Origin of the sequence: Campylobacter concisus UNSWCS (assembly GCF_000466685.1) — a bacterium.
GTDB lineage: Bacteria > Campylobacterota > Campylobacteria > Campylobacterales > Campylobacteraceae > Campylobacter_A > Campylobacter_A concisus_A.
Genome location: NZ_ANNG01000009.1, coordinates 63,234 through 79,706, shown reverse-complemented (window position 1 = coordinate 79,706; position 16,473 = coordinate 63,234). Strand labels below are relative to the sequence as shown.

The window sequence follows — 16,473 nt, the reverse complement described above, 5'->3', positions numbered from 1 at the left end:
GAAGCTTTTTAAAGTGCCTATTTTACGTGCTTTCAAAAATCTTCCGCTAAAATTTCTCACTCTCATTTTCTATACCCCCTCACAAGAAGCCGTGAAAATTTATACATCTCGCTGCCTAAAAATTTGGATGAAAATTTGCCAGATGAGATAAAACAGGTGATAGAGATCATCAAAAAATACGCAAGCATCACGCAAGACTTGCCGCCGAAAAGCGAACAAATAAAAGAAAAATCAAGCCTAAAACTAGCCTCTATAAGGCCAGTTTTAAGGGGTGTAAAAGAGGTTGGTGAGCTAGTGGTGACGGGCAGTCAGCTCTTTGCCATCATAGCTGGGCTATTTGCATAGTAAATTTTAATGGCAGCCGCAGCCACAACCACATCCGCCGCTTTGTTTTATCGCGTCAAAAACTGCGTCGTAGTTTGGCTCCTGGGTCACTTCAGGGACGATTTGTTTGTGGATGATGACGCCATCTTTGATGACAAAGACCGCTCTTGCGAGCAAGCCTTTTAGCGCCCCATCACTCATCAGCATGCCGTAGTTTTGGGCAAATTCGCCGTATCTAAAGTCGCTTCCCACACGCACATTTGCTATGCCCTCAGTCGTGCAAAATCTCCCCATAGCAAATGGCAGGTCATTTGAGATGATGCTAAGTTTTACGCCGTGTTTTCCAGCCACTTTTTCGTTAAATTTACGTGCTTCTGCCGCACAAACGCCAGTATCAAGTGATGGTAAGCAGACAAGCACCTCTATGCCGTTATTTCCGCCCACGCTAAATTCGCTAAGATCTTGCGCTACGACTCTGGCTTCAGGCGCATAAGAGCCGACAAATAGCTCATTTCCGCTTAAATTTACGTCACTACCTTTAAATTTTGTAGTTGCCATGATTTCTCCTTATTTTTTAGCTTTTTTAAATGCTTGATCAAGGTCGGCTATTAGATCATCGACGTTTTCGATGCCGATGGCTAGGCGAAGCAAATTTTGCTTTATGCCGATCTTGTCTAGCAACTCTTTTGGATATGCCTCGTGCGTCATCGTAGCAGGCCTGCAGATAAGGCTCTCTACGCCACCAAGGCTCACTGCTAGATCAAAAATTTCTAGCGCTTTTACAAATTTATTTACATCATATTTTTCATCAAGCTCAAATGAGATAAGAGCGCCGATATCGCTTGCTTGAGCCGTTTGCATCTTGGCCTCTTGCTCGCTGTATGAGCCAGGGAAATGCACCACGCTAACGGCGTCACTATCCTCTAAAAATTTGATGATTTTATGGGTATTTTGCATTTGTCTGTCAAACCTAACGCTAAGTGTTTTAAGCCCACGTATTAGGTAGTATGCGTCCATCGGACTGATGATGCCACCAAGTGTGTTTTTGGCAAATTTTATCTTTTCAGCCAAAGCATCATCGTTTAGCGTGACGATACCAGCGATCACGTCAGCATGTCCGCCGATATATTTTGTGGCGCTATATACCACGATGTCAGCTCCGTGCTCAAGCACTTTTTGATAATAAGGCGTCAAAAATGTGTTATCCACGATGACTAGAGCACCCTTTTTGTGAGCGATCTTTGAAATTCTAGCGATATCAGTCACTCTTAGGAGGGGATTTGAGGGAGTTTCGATGAAGATGGCTGCCACATCCTCACTTATGTCATCTTCGCTTAAAAAATTTAGATCATCTATAAATTCACTCTTTATGCCGTGACTTTCAAAAACTGTCGTGACATATCTATATGTGCCGCCATAGACGTTGCTATTTAGTAGGACCTTTTGCCCTGTTTTTATAAGGCTAAGTGCAGCTGCTGTTGCTGCCATGCCTGAGCCAAAGCTAAATGCGTATTTGCTGCCTTCAACTTTAGCAAAGATGTCATCAAATGCTTTTTTTGTAGGGTTGTTGCCGCGTGAGTAGGCAAATTCTTGAAAATTTTCAAGGTCATCTTGCACGAAGGTGCTAGCTAAAAATACTGGCGGAACGACCGCTTTGTTTGGATTGTTTTTAGCTTCGATGCCTTTTACAATGAGAGTGTCTAGTTTCATAAATTTCCTTTTTAAAAATTTACGAAATTTTACATGATAAAGATTAATTTTCCCCAAACCCACCCAAAATATAGCCAAACCAGTAAGTGGTAGTAAAAGTGCTTTTTAAATTTACATTTGTAAGATTGCTAAGACTAAATTTAAGCTTTTGCCTGGTCTTCGCAAGCCGCCAATAAATGGTTTTTTACTCGCTTTTGGCTAAATTTTTACCATAAATTTTACTCTACTAGATCAACCACCCAGTTTGCCTCCTGAAGCTTCATCTCAAGCTCTCTGATCTCTTTTGAAAGTGCATCTACTTGCTTTTGAAGTGCAGCCACATCGACTGTGCTTAAAATTTTGATCTCGCTGTTTGAGTAAAGATCGACCTTTTGACTAGCGCTCGTGGCAAACTCTCTAAGCACGTTTGCTTTTAGCACCAAAGCGTCCTTTTTAGCGATCATCTCAGTGAGGCTCATGCCATCAAATTTTGCGCTCGAGTTTGTTAAATTTATAGAGCAAATGAGCGTAAAAAGCTCGCTTGTTAGCTTGTCAAGCTCTTTTAAAAGCAGCTTTGGATCTTCGCTTGGACTTTCATTCTCCTGCGTTTTTGCGTTGCAAAGCAATCTAACTTTTAGCTGTTCGATGCGCTTTTGCGTGTCAGATCTTAGGATGAGGGCCTGAGCTAGTTTCATCATTTTTCCTTTTTTGGTATTAAATTTTTAAATCATCTTAGTATCTTTTGGGTTATAATTGATTTAAAATTTTATTTAAGGAAAAGCTATGAAGTACGATTTTGACACATTAGTAGGCAGAGAAGGCACAAACTCATCAAAATGGCGTATGAAGAGCGATGTTTTACCGATGTGGGTTGCAGATATGGACTTTAAGGCTGCACCTGAGATCTTAAGCGTCTTGCAAAAGCGCCTTGATAATGGTGTCTTTGGCTACTCGTTCATCCCAAAAGAGTGGAACGAGGCGATAAAGAGCTGGTGGCAAAGACGTCACAACGTGAGCTTAGAGAACGAATGGATGTGCTTTTGCACTGGCGTCATACCGGCCATCTCGACTGCTATTAGGAGATTTAGCAGTCCAGGAGATCAAATCTTAGTGCAAGCGCCTGTCTATCACGTCTTTTTTAACTGCATAAAAAACAATGGACGTGAAATTTTATCAAACGACCTTGTCTATAAAAATGGCTCTTACGAGATCGACTTTGACGACCTCGAGGCGAAGCTAGCCCAGCCGCTAACCACAATGATGCTTCTTTGCAACCCACACAATCCAATAGGCAAAATTTGGGACAAAGAGACGCTTAAAAAGATAGGTGAGCTTTGCTACAAGCACGATGTTTTGGTTATTAGCGACGAAATTCACTGCGACATAACTGATCCAGGTCTAAGCTACGTGCCATTTATCAGCGTGAGCGAGGAGTGCAAAAACAACTCCATCACGTGCATCTCGCCAACAAAGGCCTTTAACATAGCTGGCCTTCAAAGCTCAGCCGTCGTCACGCCAAATGAAAAGATCAGATCAAGACTAAATGCTGCTATCAACTACGATGAGGTTGGCGAGGCAAATGCTTTTGCGATCATCGCCGCAATCGCCGCTTTTAACGAGGGCGAGGCGTGGCTTGATGAGCTTAGAGAGTATCTTTTTGAAAACAAAAAGGTCGTTGCAAATTTTATAAAAGAACAAGGCTTACCAGTGAAGCTCTTGCCATCGAGCGCGACCTATCTTTTGTGGCTTGACTGCAGTGCGTTTTGTGAGGATTCGAGTGAGTTTATGAATTTCTTGCGTGATAAAGCTGGACTTTGGCTAAATGACGGCAATGCTTACAGAGGAGATAGATTTTTCCTTCGTATGAATATCGCAACGCAGCGTGAGAGGGTGCTTGAAGGGCTAAAACGCTTGCAAAATGGGATAAATTTATACACTTCAAAAAGATAAATTTTGGCTGGGTGGCTTTGAAATTTAAGCCGCCTTTGCTTGATACAAAATAGCTACCAGGGCATTTTGAAGTAACAAATACTGCCCCTGCCATTTTTTAAATATCAAAGTAAGTTTTACTGATAAATTTAAAGGCGAGATAGTTTTTGGTTTCGTTTTATAGCGCTAAATTTAAAGCGAAAGCCACTGCACCAAAATAGATTAGACCACTAAAGCAAGCGTTTTTATGTCATTTCAAAGCTATAACTATCACGCCTATTGCTTACTAAATTTAGCAACTCAAATTTGAAAAATAGAAATTTGAAAGCGAGATATCTCGCGCTAGTGTTAAATTTAAAAGAAGTCATTTTGTCAAAACGAGAATTTGAGCCTTTTAAAATCGCATTATCTTTCAAAAAGTGATTTTGCTGATAAATTTACTGGTTGTAAATTTATAAAAAGATTATTTGTCAAAATAAGCATTTGCGCTCTTTTAAAATGATAAATTTGATAGTTAAATTTGAATAAAAGCAGAAATTTAAAGGCGGGAAAGTCCCGCCAAATATTATTTATGAAGTTCTTTTGTGTAAAACTCAACTGAGCCAAGACCCTCTTTTAGCGCCCACTCGTAAGCTTGGCTTACGAATTCCCAGTTTATGTTCTCATAAAAAGTCTCTAGATATTTTGGGCGTGCGTTGAAGTTGTCAATGTAGTAAGCGTGTTCCCAAACATCAACGACTAAAAGTGGCACTTTGCCATCGCTCACTGGAGTTTTTGCGTTGCTAGTTTGCACGATCTCTAGCTTTTTGCTGCTTGGATCAAATACAAGCCACGCCCAGCCTGAGCCAAAAAGCGTTGTAGCTGCCTTTAAAAACTCCTCTTTAAAGTTTGCAAAATTTGCCTCGATCGCAGCTTTTAGCTCGCTTGACATCTCGCTTTTTTTAGCGATGCAGTCCCAGTAAAAGTCGTGGTTATAAACTTGAGCGACGTTGTTGTATAGGCCGCCTTCGCTATTTTTTAGGATTTCGTAAAATGATGCGTCAGCAAATTTTGTATCTTTTATGAGATTGTTTAAATTTGCAACATAGGTCGCGTGGTGCTTGCCGTAGTGGTATTCACAGGTCTTAGCACTTACTACTGCATTGGCATTTGCGTCAAACGGAAGTTTTCTTAGTTCAAACATAATAATTCCTTAATAATAAAATTTGTTATCTCGTATTATAGCCACAAAAGATTAACAAACAAAATCTTTTAAAATTTATGCCAAAAATAGGGCTTTTATAAAAGCTAATTTTTTCATTTATAAAAGATAAGCAAATTTTCTTTATAAATTTGTGGTTAAAAGAGTGAAATTTATATCCTAAAAGAGCAAATTTGGCTTTGTAAAAGAGAGAAAAGTAAATTTAAATTTCTCTAAATGTAAAAAATAATATAAAAATATGTGTAGAAAAGTAACAAATATGCTCTATAAAAATGATAAATAAATTTTTACGTTAAATTTACAAAGCAAAAACTATCCATTTTAGATCAAAAATGTTACAAAAATACACATATAAAAATAAAGATATGTGAATTTATGAAACAAAATTTCTAAATTTTTATTTTTGAAATTTATAATGCACCTATCAAAACTATTACAAAGGATGAAAGATGAAATTCTTACAAGCTTTACTTTTTACATGTGCCATCAGTGGCTTAGCATTTGGTGCGGATAAGGTCTATACGATCAAATTTGCTCACGTTGTCGCAGCTTCTACGCCAAAGGGCAAGGCAGCTGACTTTTTTGCAAAGCGTGCTGAGGAGCTAAGTGGCGGCAAGATAAAAGTTCAAGTCTTCCCATCAGCGCAGCTACTTGATGATGATAGAGTTTTTGGTGCGTTAAAACTTGGTAACGTTCAAATGGCAGCTCCTAGTTTTTCTAAATTTACACCTATCGTGCCGCAGTTTCAGCTATTTGACCTGCCTTTCATCTTTAAAGATGCAGACCACCTTCACAAGGTTCAAGATGGCGCAGTTGGCGAGGAGCTAAAAGGCCTTGTTACTAAGAAGGGCTTTGTGGCGCTTGATTACTGGGATGCTGGATTTAAGCACTTTAGCTCAAGCAAAAAACCGATCCTTGTGCCAGAAGATGCAAAAGGACAAAAATTTAGAATCCAAAGCTCAAAAGTGCTTGAAGAGCAGATCAAAGCGATCGGTGGTAACCCACAAGTTCTGCCATTTTCAGAGGTTTATTCTGCGCTTCAACAAGGCGTAGTTGATGCTACTGAAAACCCACTATCAAATTTCTATAACTCTAAATTTCACGAGGTTCAAAGCTCTCTTACGCTCTCTCACCACGGATACTTGGGCTATCTAGTCGTTATGAGTGATAAATTTTGGAGCAAGTTACCAGATGATCTAAAGGCAAATGTAAAACAAGCTCTAAGCGAGGCTACAGCTTACGAGAGAGAAGAGACAGCTAAAGAGGACGCTCACGTCATAGCTCAGCTTGAAAAATATATAGCAGAGACTAAAAAGCTAGAAATTTTCAAGATCGACGACGCACAAAAAGCTGAATGGCAAAAAGTTATGCAGGCTATCTATCCTAAATTTTACGATGTCATCGGCAAAGAGCTTATAGAAAAGACAATCGAGACAAAATAATGAAGAATTTCATTAACGCTCTTGATATATTGATAGTCTCGCTTAATAAAACTATCGCCGTTTTAGGGCTAGCTAGTGGAACGCTACTAGCCTTTGCCAACGTCGTGGCTAGATACTTTTTTGATAAAAGCTGGTCGTGGGCGAGCGAGCTATCAAACTACCTATTTATATGGTCGGCTTTTTTTGCCGCAGCATACGGCTTTAACAAGGGCATCCACGTAAGCGTAACTATCTTGGTGGAGAAATTTCCACCAGCGCTCGCGAAAGCATGCCTGCTCTTTTCGCACATCTTAACAACTGCCTTTTTGATATTTATCGCGGTTTATTCGGTTGATTATCTTAAAATTTTACACGAGATCGAGCAGATGATCATAGACCTTGGCATACCTCAATGGGTCCCTATGCTAGTACTTCCAATAGCCTTCGTCACAGCTAGCTACCGCTCGGCTGAAAAAGCTATCAAAGTAGCTCTAACTCCTGCAGCAAAGGTCGTAAGCAACGAAGCGCACGAGCTAGCTCATGGTAGCGTAGTCAAAGACTAAGGAGAAAAAGATGACAATAGCATTTTTATTTATCCTACTTTTTACACTGATGCTAATAGGCGTGCCAGTGGCAGTTTCGCTAGGCACAAGTACCGTTTTAACGATGATATTTTTTACAGATATCGACATCGCTACGATCCCGCAGCTAATTTTTGATGGTATCAATAAATTTTCGCTAATGGCGATCCCGATGTTTATCTTGGCTGGAAATTTACTAAGTAAAGGCGGCTCAGCAAGACGTATCATCGACTTTGCAAAGTCTATGGTCGGGCACTTGCCAGGCGGTCTTCCTATGAGTGCGATATTTGCCTGCATCATCTTTGCAGCAGTTTCTGGAAGCTCACCTGCGACGGTTGTGGCTATTGGCTCGATTATGTTTGCAGCGATAAAAGAGGCCGGCTATCCAAAAGAGTACGCAGTGGGCGGCATAACTACGGCTGGTTCGCTTGGCATTTTGATCCCGCCTTCAGTTGTTATGATAGTTTATGGTGTAACGGCAGAGGTTAGTATCGGCAAGCTCTTTATGGCAGGCGTTGTGCCAGGTCTTATGCTTGGTGGCATGATGCTTGTGCAAACTTACGTCGGCGCAAAAAAGCTTGGATTTAAAGCGACTAAGGCTGAGCCACTTAAAGTAAGAGTGCAAAAATTTGCAAAAGCATTTTGGGCTCTTTTGATCGTCGTTGTGGTTATTGGCGGAATTTATGGAGGTATATTCACTCCGACTGAAGCTGCTGCAGCAAGTGCGGTCTATGCGCTGTTTATCTCGCTTTTTATCTATAGAGATATAAAGATAAAAGATCTTTGGGATATCTGCCTAGACTCAGCCCTTACAACAGCTATGATATTTTTCATCATCGCAAACGCCGTTGTTTTTGCATATTTGCTAACTAGCGAGCAGATCCCGCAAGCGATCGCATCGATGATACTTGACGCAAATATCGGCATGATAGGATTTTTGATATTTGTAAATATCTTGCTCTTTATCATGGGTCAGTTTATGGAGCCTTCAAGTGTTATCATGATCATGGTCCCGCTCTTGCTTCCGATAGCTACGCAGCTTGGCGTTGATCCTATTCACTTTGGTATCATCTTGGTTGTAAATATGGAGATAGGTATGGTGACTCCGCCTGTTGGACTAAATTTATTTGTCGCAAGCGGTCTTACAAATATGAACTTAAAAGAGGTCATCATGGCGTGCTTGCCATGGACGCTAACCTTGTTCTTTGGCCTTATCTTGGTTACTTATATACCACAAATTTCGCTTTGGCTACCAAACATAATGTATGGACATTAAAATTTAGAGGCCTAGGCCTCTAAATTTATCCTTTTGGATCGTAATCCGCACTCATAACGATATTTTTACCATTTCGCTTACCGACATAAAGTAGCTCGTCAGCTTGCTTGATCATACGCTCGATATTTACCTCAGTGTTACCACTATGTGCCACGACACCAAAGGTCATAGTAGCTATTATCCTATGGTTTTCAAATTCAACGACATTTTGATTAAGCGTCTCTCTGATACGCTCTAAGATGCTAACTGCTTTTGCCTTTTTAACATCAAAGATAACAGCTAGAAATTCCTCGCCACCAAATCTTGCAACCCTATCTTCATTTCTAAAAGCATTTTTGAAAATTTTAGAAAGGCTCTTTAGCACTTCATCGCCTGCTCCGTGTCCGTAGGTGTCGTTTATCTTTTTAAAGTTATCGATGTCGCACATCACGATAGCAAAGTCATTGCCGTCAAATAAATTCTTTTGTCTAAAAATTTGTTGCATCGAGGCGCGGTTTAAAAGCCCGGTTAGTGGGTCGTGGTTAAAGACAGCTTTAGCAGACTCTTTCTCTTCTAAGATGCCTAAGAATATAAATAAATTTGAGCTCTCTAGCAAAAATGATGTTAGAACAGCAAACACGCAAGATGCGGTTAGGTTAAATACAAAAAATATCTCTTTATATAAAGTATCATCTTTTACTGGTATATCTATCACTAGATAAAAAAGCAAAAATGCCGCGATATCTAGCAAAGAGATAATTCTGCTTAACATTTTAAAGCTAACTGATAAGAAAAAGAGGCTAATTGTCGATGTTAAAAATAAAATTTCAAAGCCCCAGCCTAGACCAAGGATAAAGACGCAAAGTGAGGCATGGAGTAAAATTTCTACTTGCAAGATGAGCATCACGATCTTGTTGTTCTCTTCGCTATCAAAGAGTATCTTTAGTGCAAAAAGATATATGCTAACAGAAAGGATGTTTGCCACAGCCAAAATTTCTTCGCCTATGATACAAAATCCAATTATATAAAAAATGTGTATTAAAAAAACCGAAAAAATAATGATCTTTAGTGATATATAAAGCGAAAGTTTAGGTATTGCCATAGTCTAAATGTCCTTTTTTTAATATGGCATATTCTATACGATCTTTGCCGTTTTTCTTACCCTCATATAGCTTTTTATCGGCTATATTTATCACCGTATCCATATCTATAGTTATACCACTTGCGCAAAGAACTAAACCAAAGGTCATAGTCACCGCACTTTTATCTGGTAGCTTTACTTGTGATATCCTTGTGCCAAGTCTAGTTTCTACTTTTTTTACGTCTTCAGTTTTAACATCGGGCAAGATAACTAGAAATTCCTCTCCACCCCACCTACAAATGACATCATTTTCTCTAAATGTATCTTTTAAAGACAGCGCTATCTCTTTTAAAACCTTGTCACCCCAGTCGTGTCCGTAGGTATCGTTTATCTTTTTGAAGTTATCTATATCTCCTAGCATAACGACTAAATTCGTATCACTACTATTTTCTCGAAGCTCTATAATCTTATTTTTTAGTGTATGTTCTATTGAGCGTCTATTAAAAAGACCAGTTAAAAAGTCATATTTGGCAACCCTCTCTATCTCATCTTTCTCTTCGCTGATCTGCTTATAGCCATTAGATGTGATCACATCAGCAAAACCAGATAGCCTAAAAACAAGAAAAAAAGTAAATGCAACACTGCAACAGGTGATAAAGTGTTGAAGTTGTTTGGAAGCTGCTCCTAAAGAATCTTTATATGAAAAATAAAGCCATAAAAGCACTAAAATTTCAAAGATGCTAACTAAATAGGTAGCTATCCTTTTATTAAAAGCTAAAAAGTAGCTTATAAAAATATCTCCAATTAGTATTATCCAAATGTTACAGTTCCAGCCTATATTAATAACGCCAGCAATAACAACAGCAGTTGTATTTATATGAAAAAGTGCGGATATTAGATATCTTTTTTTAACGTCAAATTTTAGCCTTAGTGGTATATTTATGCAAAAAAACAAGAGGCATATAAAAACAATCAATAGGTTTTCACTAAAAAAACCAAATACTAAAATAGCAAGCAAGTTACTTAATATCGCTACGTTTAATATCGTTTTGTAAATGTCATCGATAGCCTTATAGCTATCTTGCTCTATAAATTCCTGTACCAAGCATTCTCTCCGTTAATTTCATCCATTAAATTTAATTAGACCATTTTAATACGAGTCGTAACTATCCTCATCCTCATCGCTATCTTCATAGTTGTAGTCATTTTCGTCGTAGTTATAGTCATAGCTATCGCTACTATCCTCGTCTTCATCGTTAAATTCAGAGTAGTCTTCTTCTACCTCTTCGTAGTCAAAATCATCACTCATTTTTCTCTCCTTAAATTTTATCTTTGATATTTTCTATATACAAGCTTTGGCTTGGGAATGCAAAATTTAGACCATTTTGCTTTAAAATATCCATAATTTTTAGCATTACATCTTGTTTTACATCTAAAAACTCTCCCCAAACGATAGTTTTTGCAAAACAATAAACTAGGATATTTATCGAGCTATCAGCAAAGTCATCAACCACGACAAATAAATTTGACTTATATCCAGCGTAGTCATCAACTGAAACTATGTTTTGTCTATATTTTAGACCTCTTTTATTAGCCGCGATATCTTCGCTTTTAGCGATATCTGGGTGATTTATCAGCATATTTTTGATGTCATTTACACATTTTTTGATCTCTTCTGTAGTTGGTCCATACTCGATGCCAATAACCATTCTTATGCGTCTGCCGACCTTTCTTCTGCTCCAGTTTCTAACAGGATCGCTCGCTAGCTTTGAGTTTGGCACGAAGATAAGGGCGTTATCAAAGCTTCTAACTGTTGTTTTTCTAAAACCTATCTCAACGACCGTGCCCTCGATGTCGCCACAAACTATCCAGTCGCCTTGTGAAAATGAGTTGTCAAAGAGCATCATAACAGAGGCAAAGAAGTTTGCGATGATGTCTTTAGCAGCGAAGGCAACAGCAAGACCACCGATACCAAGTGAGGCGATGAGTGCTGAGATATCAAAGCCAAGCTTTTGAAGGATCAGTAAAAGTGTGATGATCAGCACGATCACGTAGATCACTTTTAGCGCTAGGTTTATCACCTCTTTACGCTTGCTTTTTTGCGCGATCTTGTCGAGTATAGCGATGCCATAGCCATTTAGTATGGTGAGGACAAGCCATGAAAATGCGACTATATATATGATAGAAAAGATATTTGCTACCGTTAGAGGTACTGGCACTGGGTAAAATCCAACGCCGATACAGATATTTAGCGCATAGATGATAAGAAGTGCTGAGATCGGCTTTTTCACGATATCAACGATCTGATTTTTAGCCTCTTTTACCCCTTCGCCTGAAGCGACGAGTGACATTAGCCAGTAGGTTAGTTTGGCTAGAATTCTAGTTAGCGAGACGAAAAATAAAAATATCGCAACGATAACAACGATCTTGCCGATGTTAAATTTACTTGAATTTATGTCAGTTGTTTTGTTTATGTATTCGACTGCATCGACTAAATTTAGCTCAGACAAGAGCATGCTTGAGCTTAGAAGATCGGCGTTATTTTTAAGATAGGTTAAAATTTCTTCTTCACTCTCTTTTTTTAGCTCAAGGTCAAAAAAGGCGCTGTCATAAGAGCCTGAAGTGTCATTTAGTGAGTCTTTTAGATCTTTTATACTCACATAAGAATTTGTCTGTAAATTTAAAAGTCCATTATCTATCACTTCTTTTATAGAATTTGCCTTAGCACCCTTTTTAAAGATCTCTTCAAGGCTGACAAGCGCTGAGTAATAAGCAGAATCAACCTTCATCTTCTCAAGCTCGATAGCACTTTGGATGTAGGCATCTTTGTTTGACTGCTTCTCAAGTCTTGCGACCTTTTTTTCTAGCGCCTCTTTTTGCAGATTAAATTTATTTATATCGCTTTGGGTTAATTCGATCTGCATGATATAGTTTGGTATCTTTTCTAAAAGATCGCTCTTTTTTTTGTGGAGGCTAGCTAAATTTGAGTTGTCAGCCTTTGAGTTATTCGTATCTTTTTGCTGTGCTTTTAAAATTTTTATCTGGCTGTTTATGGTTTGGATTTGATTTGTTATGCTTATTATGTCTTCTTCTTGAGTTTTGTTGCTCTCAGCCGCAAAAGCAAAGGTAAAGCAAAGCAGGATAATGGCTAGAAATTTACGCATTTTCGCCTCTTTTGTCCGCTAGAAGTTTAAACGTGCCCTCTTTTAAATCGTAGCTAAAAATTTCGCCAGTTTCTATGATGTAGTGCCAGCCATAAATTTGAAGCTTACCACTTTCATACTCCTCTTTTACATTTGGATAAGTCATTATGTTTTCGATCGAATTTATCACGTTTAGCCTCTCGGTTAGCCATGCCATTTTGGCTGGATCATCGCTTGTAAATTTAAGCACTTCTCGCTTGATAGGCTCTATTAGCCTGATCCAGTTTCTAACGTTTGGAGTGTTTTTTAGCTTCTTTTCATCAACATAAAGTGCCGCGCATCCACCACAGTCAGAGTGCCCGCAGATGATGATGTTTTTTATGTTTAAAACTTCAAGCGCATATTCGATCGCCGAAGTGGTCGCCAAAAACTCTTCGCTCACCCTATAAGGTGGCACGATGTTTGCGATATTACGCACCATAAAAAGCTCGCCTGGCAGGCAGTTTGTTATCAAATTCGGCACGACCCTTGAATCCACGCATGATATGAAAAGCGTGTGCGGATCTTGCTTGTGTTGCAGACTTTTAAAGAGCTCTTCATGCTCTAAAAAGCCATCTTCCATAAATTTTACTGCACCTTCAAGTATTGAATCATCCATAAAATTTATCTCCATTTTTTATATTTTTATCGCGATTATAGCAACTTTTATTTAATCAAAAAAATGCCCTCTAAAATGGACTTTAAACTAATATTTTTTATTAAACTTCTTTTTATATATTGTTTAATTATTTTAGGCTAAACTCACCGCAAAAATTCATAAGGAGAAAAAATGAGTTTGTATGATAGAAACTACGCTAAGCAAAATCAAGAGGAGCTTGCGTATTCTCAAAGCTCACTAAGCACTTTTATAAAACAGACTTATCAACTTTTTGCAGCATCACTACTTTCAGCTACTGCTGGCGCTTATGTAGGCATTAGCATCGCTAGTGTTTTTGCGGCAAATAGATTTTTGTTTTGGGGACTTGTGATACTTGAGTTTGTTCTACTTTTTGGACTAATGGCGGCTAAACGCAAAGAGGGATTAAATTTAATACTTCTTTTTGCATTTACATTTGTAAGCGGTCTTACGCTAACTCCGCTACTTTCAGCGATCCTCGCTATGCCAAGTGGTGCTAGCATCGTGGCTCAAGCATTTGGCTTGACAACAGTTGCATTTGGTGCTCTAAGCGTCTTTGCGATGAATACAAAACGCGACTTCACAACGATGGGCAAGATGCTATTTATAACTTTGATAGTTATCGTTGTGGCAGCGATCATCAACATTTTCGTTAAAAGCACGATGTTTCAACTTGTAATCGCAAGTATTTCATCGATCTTATTTAGTGCTTACATACTTTTTGATACACAAAATATCATCCGTGGCAACTACGAGACACCAGTTGAGGGTGCAGTTGCTTTGTATCTTGATTTTGTAAATTTATTTACATCATTACTACAAATTTTAGGCATTTTTAATAGAAATGACTAATGATGAGCGCATCTACCGAGTGATAGATGCGAATTTAAATAGGCTAAAAGAAGGGCTTCGCGTCGTTGAAGATATAAAAAGATATGTCTTTGACGACGCTAAGCTCGCCTATAAGATAAAATCTCTCCGCCACAAGGCAAAGATCCCACAAAAAGAATTTTTAAAATTTAGAAATTCTCAAAACGACGTCCTTAAAACCAGCACAAAAAGCGAGCAGACAAGGTCAAATTTAGACGAGATTATCACTGCAAATTTCAAGCGTGCCCAGGAGAGCGCTCGCGTGCTTGAAGAGTGCTTTAAGCTTGTAAATTTAGAGCAAGCCGAGCTTTTTAAAAGCATAAGATACGAGCTTTATGAGCTTGAAAAAGAACTTTAACTAAAAATTTAAATCTTTTCTTGTATAATCGCAAACTATTTAAAAAATTTAAAGGAAATTTCGTGAGTTTAATATTTTTAATCTTGCAATTTGTTCTAGCTGTCGTTATCACGATCGCAGTTTTACTCCAAAAGAGCTCATCTATCGGTCTTGGAGCATACAGTGGAAGCAACGAGAGCCTTTTTGGAGCAAAAGGACCAGCTGGGTTTTTAGCTAAATTTACCTTTGTGGTAGGCGTTTTGTTTATCCTAAACACACTTGCACTCGGATATTTTTACAACAAAGATCTAAAACGCTCTATCGTTGATAGTGTCGATAGCAAATCTCTAGTCATACCAAAATCAAACGACGTGCCAGCAGCTCCTAGCGCACCACAAAATCCAGTAAAATAACAATGATAAAAACGTTTTTAGCGTCACTTTTGACGCTAACGTTTGCTTTGGCAGACGCTCACATCTTAGTTTATCACCGCTTTGACGATCCAAGACACGTTAGCACAGATATTTCTATCCAAAATTTAAGAGAGCAGTTTGAATACTTTAAAAATAATGGCTTCGAAGTTGTCAAGCTATCAAGGCTTGTCGATGCGGTAAATGCTGGCGAACCGATCCCTGATAACTGGATCGTTATCACCGTTGATGATGGATACAAAAGCTTTTACAATAACGCTCTTGAGCTTTTTAAAGAGTATAACTACCCATTTGCTTTGATGGTCTATGTAGAGGCAAGCGCGAACAAATATGGTGATTATCTAGACTTTGATCAGATCAAAGAGCTAGAAGCTTACGGAGAGATCGGCTATCACTCATACGCTCATCCAAGGATGACTAAACTTAGCGATGAGGCCTTAAGAGAGGACTTTCAAAAGGGCGTTGAGACCTTTGAAAAGCATATGGGTTATAAGCCTAAATACTTTGCAGTGCCTTACGGTGAGATCGATAGCAGGGTCGTCTCTTTGGCAAAAGAATTTGGCTTTTTAGCACTTTTAAATCAAAACTCAGGCGCAGTTTCAGATAAAAGCGACGTTTATGATCTTTACAGAACGCCAGTGATGAACGGCACAAAGATAGCGCTAACTTTTAATAGTAAATTTTTAAATGCCCAGTGGATATTTCCAGAGGGCTATCCGCAAAATAACGCTATCGACAAGCTCATCATCAAGACCGACACTAACGCAAGTGAGGGCAGTTTTTTCATGACTGGCTTTGACGGCTTTAGAAAAGTACCTATGACAAATGGCGTTTTTGAGTGTAAATTTAACCCACCACTTGATAAACGCAAAGTGTTAATGTCGCTAAAAGTAGATCATCACAGAAGCACAAAACTTCTAATAAAGGACACCAATGCTAAATAAAATTTACGATACCCAAAAAGAGGGTTGCGAAAAGGCGATCGCTTCTTTAAAACGCGATTTTACAACGCTTAGAACTGGCAAGGTAAATATCAACATCCTAGATAATGTCATGGTCGATTATTACGGCTCGCCAACTCCGCTTAATCAAGTAGCCACCGTGCTTACAAGCGACGCTTCGACTATCGCTATCACGCCTTGGGAAAAGAGCATGATAAAAGCGATCTCATCAGCCATCCAAGCTGCAAATATCGGCGTCAATCCAAACAGCGACGGCGAGAGCGTTAAGCTATTTTTCCCACCAATGACCGTCGAGCAACGCCAAGAAAACGCAAAACACGCAAAAGCTATGGGCGAAAAGGCAAAAGTTAGCATAAGAAACGTTAGAAAAGACGCAAACGACGAGGTCAAAAAGCTTGAAAAAGACAAGGCTATAACTGAAGACGAGAGCAAAAAGGGACAAGATGAGGTTCAAAAGATAACTGACACCTACACCGCAAAGATCGACACTCTCGTAAAAGAGAAAGAAGCCGAGCTTTTAAAAGTATAAATTTCATTTAGAAATTTGCGCCTCTTGCAAATTTCTAAACCCCC

19 protein-coding genes are annotated in these 16,473 nt (G+C 38.8%); 10 read left to right on the top strand and 9 right to left on the bottom strand.

The features are described 5' to 3' along the window. The first annotated feature begins 123 nt into the window (after nt 1-123). Complete coding sequence (locus UNSWCS_RS03170; protein WP_021087223.1) at nt 124-345, top strand: hypothetical protein; 222 nt, start codon at nt 124-126, stop codon at nt 343-345. A gap of 6 nt (nt 346-351) precedes the next feature. Here the strand turns inward: UNSWCS_RS03170 and tpx are convergent, their stop codons facing one another. The 3 genes from tpx to UNSWCS_RS03155 form a co-directional block, all read right to left on the bottom strand. After that, nucleotides 352-882, bottom strand: a complete 531-nt coding sequence (gene tpx, locus UNSWCS_RS03165; RefSeq protein ID WP_021087245.1) for a thiol peroxidase — start codon at nt 880-882, stop codon at nt 352-354. Between the two features lie 9 nt (nt 883-891). Continuing rightward, nucleotides 892-2,034: a trans-sulfuration enzyme family protein gene (locus UNSWCS_RS03160; protein WP_021087247.1), complete on the bottom strand. Its 1,143-nt coding sequence runs from the start codon at nt 2,032-2,034 to the stop codon at nt 892-894. Between the two features lie 218 nt (nt 2,035-2,252). After that, on the bottom strand, nt 2,253-2,708 hold the full coding sequence (locus UNSWCS_RS03155; protein WP_021087274.1) for a DIP1984 family protein: 456 nt from the start codon (nt 2,706-2,708) through the stop codon (nt 2,253-2,255). 88 nt (nt 2,709-2,796) lie between these two features. On the opposite strand from UNSWCS_RS03155, the gene UNSWCS_RS03150 reads away from it, so the two are divergent. Then, nucleotides 2,797-3,963, top strand: a complete 1,167-nt coding sequence (locus UNSWCS_RS03150) for a MalY/PatB family protein (protein ID WP_021087212.1) — start codon at nt 2,797-2,799, stop codon at nt 3,961-3,963. A 544-nt stretch (nt 3,964-4,507) separates the two neighbouring features. On the opposite strand, the gene sodB is transcribed toward UNSWCS_RS03150, so the two are convergent. After that, nucleotides 4,508-5,125, bottom strand: coding sequence for a superoxide dismutase [Fe] (gene sodB, locus UNSWCS_RS03145; RefSeq protein WP_021087221.1), 618 nt, complete (start codon nt 5,123-5,125; stop codon nt 4,508-4,510). A gap of 467 nt (nt 5,126-5,592) precedes the next feature. Between sodB and UNSWCS_RS03140 the strand changes: the two genes are divergently transcribed. Genes UNSWCS_RS03140 through UNSWCS_RS03130 form a run of 3 tightly spaced genes read left to right on the top strand, consistent with a single transcriptional unit; the run spans nt 5,593 to nt 8,421 of the window. After that, nucleotides 5,593-6,585: a DctP family TRAP transporter solute-binding subunit gene (locus tag UNSWCS_RS03140; protein ID WP_021087256.1), complete on the top strand. Its 993-nt coding sequence runs from the start codon at nt 5,593-5,595 to the stop codon at nt 6,583-6,585. Then, nucleotides 6,585-7,127: a TRAP transporter small permease gene (locus UNSWCS_RS03135; RefSeq protein ID WP_021087242.1), complete on the top strand. Its 543-nt coding sequence runs from the start codon at nt 6,585-6,587 to the stop codon at nt 7,125-7,127. Before UNSWCS_RS03140 ends, UNSWCS_RS03135 begins: the two co-directional genes overlap by 1 nt. 10 nt (nt 7,128-7,137) lie before the next feature. Next, nucleotides 7,138-8,421: a TRAP transporter large permease gene (locus UNSWCS_RS03130; protein WP_021087220.1), complete on the top strand. Its 1,284-nt coding sequence runs from the start codon at nt 7,138-7,140 to the stop codon at nt 8,419-8,421. A 25-nt stretch (nt 8,422-8,446) separates the two neighbouring features. Here UNSWCS_RS03130 and UNSWCS_RS03125 read toward each other — a convergent pair whose 3' ends face one another. From UNSWCS_RS03125 to UNSWCS_RS03105, 5 genes are read right to left on the bottom strand one after another with little or no spacing between them, the layout of a single operon-like run. Beyond that, a complete protein-coding gene (locus UNSWCS_RS03125) occupies nt 8,447-9,502 on the bottom strand; it encodes a GGDEF domain-containing protein (protein WP_021087265.1) in 1,056 nt (351 codons plus the stop codon). Then, nucleotides 9,489-10,586 carry a GGDEF domain-containing protein gene (locus UNSWCS_RS03120; protein WP_021087234.1) on the bottom strand — a complete coding sequence of 366 codons (1,098 nt, stop codon included), beginning with the start codon at nt 10,584-10,586 and terminating at the stop codon, nt 9,489-9,491. Before UNSWCS_RS03120 ends, UNSWCS_RS03125 begins: the two co-directional genes overlap by 14 nt. A 45-nt stretch (nt 10,587-10,631) precedes the next feature. Then, complete coding sequence (locus tag UNSWCS_RS12320; RefSeq protein WP_002941615.1) at nt 10,632-10,790, bottom strand: hypothetical protein; 159 nt, start codon at nt 10,788-10,790, stop codon at nt 10,632-10,634. A gap of 10 nt (nt 10,791-10,800) precedes the next feature. Continuing rightward, entirely contained in the window at nt 10,801-12,645 is a 1,845-nt protein-coding gene (locus UNSWCS_RS03110) for a mechanosensitive ion channel family protein (RefSeq protein WP_021087217.1), read from the bottom strand. Beyond that, nucleotides 12,638-13,282 (bottom strand): carbonic anhydrase, encoded by a 645-nt coding sequence (locus UNSWCS_RS03105; RefSeq protein WP_021086289.1) that lies wholly within the window; start codon nt 13,280-13,282, stop codon nt 12,638-12,640. The genes UNSWCS_RS03110 and UNSWCS_RS03105 overlap by 8 nt, the downstream gene beginning before the upstream one ends. A gap of 171 nt (nt 13,283-13,453) precedes the next feature. Here UNSWCS_RS03105 and UNSWCS_RS03100 point away from each other — a divergent pair, with 171 nt between their 5' ends. The 5 genes from UNSWCS_RS03100 (at nt 13,454) to frr (ending at nt 16,429) form a co-directional block, all read left to right on the top strand. Continuing rightward, nucleotides 13,454-14,152 (top strand): Bax inhibitor-1/YccA family protein, encoded by a 699-nt coding sequence (locus UNSWCS_RS03100; RefSeq protein ID WP_021087252.1) that lies wholly within the window; start codon nt 13,454-13,456, stop codon nt 14,150-14,152. Beyond that, complete coding sequence (locus UNSWCS_RS03095; RefSeq protein WP_021087215.1) at nt 14,145-14,528, top strand: hypothetical protein; 384 nt, start codon at nt 14,145-14,147, stop codon at nt 14,526-14,528. The genes UNSWCS_RS03100 and UNSWCS_RS03095 overlap by 8 nt, the downstream gene beginning before the upstream one ends. Before the next feature lie 62 nt (nt 14,529-14,590). After that, on the top strand, nt 14,591-14,920 hold the full coding sequence (gene secG, locus UNSWCS_RS03090; protein WP_021087232.1) for a preprotein translocase subunit SecG: 330 nt from the start codon (nt 14,591-14,593) through the stop codon (nt 14,918-14,920). A 2-nt stretch (nt 14,921-14,922) separates the two neighbouring features. Continuing rightward, entirely contained in the window at nt 14,923-15,882 is a 960-nt protein-coding gene (locus UNSWCS_RS03085) for a polysaccharide deacetylase family protein (protein ID WP_021087211.1), read from the top strand. Beyond that, nucleotides 15,872-16,429 (top strand): ribosome recycling factor, encoded by a 558-nt coding sequence (gene frr / locus UNSWCS_RS03080; protein ID WP_021087228.1) that lies wholly within the window; start codon nt 15,872-15,874, stop codon nt 16,427-16,429. The genes UNSWCS_RS03085 and frr overlap by 11 nt, the downstream gene beginning before the upstream one ends. Nucleotides 16,430-16,473 lie beyond the last annotated feature (44 nt).

Bases quoted from the DNA above. Each gene is read 5' to 3' on its own strand.
- tpx (WP_021087245.1), bottom strand. From the start codon at position 882: ATGGCAACTACAAAATTTAAAGGTAGTGACGTAAATTTAAGCGGAAAT.
- UNSWCS_RS03160 (WP_021087247.1), bottom strand. From the start codon at position 2,034: ATGAAACTAGACACTCTCATTGTAAAAGGCATCGAAGCTAAAAACAAT.
- UNSWCS_RS03155 (WP_021087274.1), bottom strand. From the start codon at position 2,708: ATGAAACTAGCTCAGGCCCTCATCCTAAGATCTGACACGCAAAAGCGC.
- UNSWCS_RS03150 (WP_021087212.1), top strand. From the start codon at position 2,797: ATGAAGTACGATTTTGACACATTAGTAGGCAGAGAAGGCACAAACTCA.
- sodB (WP_021087221.1), bottom strand. From the start codon at position 5,125: ATGTTTGAACTAAGAAAACTTCCGTTTGACGCAAATGCCAATGCAGTA.
- UNSWCS_RS03140 (WP_021087256.1), top strand. From the start codon at position 5,593: ATGAAATTCTTACAAGCTTTACTTTTTACATGTGCCATCAGTGGCTTA.
- UNSWCS_RS03135 (WP_021087242.1), top strand. From the start codon at position 6,585: ATGAAGAATTTCATTAACGCTCTTGATATATTGATAGTCTCGCTTAAT.
- UNSWCS_RS03130 (WP_021087220.1), top strand. From the start codon at position 7,138: ATGACAATAGCATTTTTATTTATCCTACTTTTTACACTGATGCTAATA.
- UNSWCS_RS03125 (WP_021087265.1), bottom strand. From the start codon at position 9,502: ATGGCAATACCTAAACTTTCGCTTTATATATCACTAAAGATCATTATT.
- UNSWCS_RS12320 (WP_002941615.1), bottom strand. From the start codon at position 10,790: ATGAGTGATGATTTTGACTACGAAGAGGTAGAAGAAGACTACTCTGAA.
- UNSWCS_RS03110 (WP_021087217.1), bottom strand. From the start codon at position 12,645: ATGCGTAAATTTCTAGCCATTATCCTGCTTTGCTTTACCTTTGCTTTT.
- UNSWCS_RS03105 (WP_021086289.1), bottom strand. From the start codon at position 13,282: ATGGATGATTCAATACTTGAAGGTGCAGTAAAATTTATGGAAGATGGC.
- UNSWCS_RS03100 (WP_021087252.1), top strand. From the start codon at position 13,454: ATGAGTTTGTATGATAGAAACTACGCTAAGCAAAATCAAGAGGAGCTT.
- UNSWCS_RS03095 (WP_021087215.1), top strand. From the start codon at position 14,145: ATGACTAATGATGAGCGCATCTACCGAGTGATAGATGCGAATTTAAAT.
- UNSWCS_RS03085 (WP_021087211.1), top strand. From the start codon at position 14,923: ATGATAAAAACGTTTTTAGCGTCACTTTTGACGCTAACGTTTGCTTTG.
- frr (WP_021087228.1), top strand. From the start codon at position 15,872: ATGCTAAATAAAATTTACGATACCCAAAAAGAGGGTTGCGAAAAGGCG.